Source organism: Halomonas marinisediminis (assembly GCF_004347715.1).
GTDB lineage: Bacteria > Pseudomonadota > Gammaproteobacteria > Pseudomonadales > Halomonadaceae > Halomonas > Halomonas icarae.
The window spans coordinates 1-337 of sequence record NZ_SLTR01000114.1; the positions used below are offsets into that span (position 1 = coordinate 1).

Sequence of the window (337 nt, forward strand, 5' to 3'; positions counted from 1 at the left end):
GGCCCACTGGCTTCAAAACCAGTAATGGAAGGTAAATCTCTACTATTCAAGCGCTTTGCTGGTCTCGATTCAATTGATATTGAAGTAAAGCATCGCACCATTGAAGAGTTTGTCGATACCGTAGCAAACATTGCTGATACCTTTGGTGGTATAAACCTCGAAGATATCAAAGCACCGGATTGTTTTGAGATTGAAAGACAGCTAATTGAACGTTGTGATGTACCGGTCTTCCACGACGACCAACATGGCACCGCGATTGTTACGGCAGCAGGCATGCTTAACGCCATTGAACTGCAAGGCAAGAAACTCGAAGAAGCGACTATTGTCTGTCTTGGCG

General features: G+C 45.1%; 1 pseudogene. It reads left to right on the top strand.

Annotation, left to right across the window (positions count from 1 at the left end):
- A pseudogene (locus E0702_RS16045) lies at positions 1-337 on the top strand (malate dehydrogenase); the annotation flags it as partial.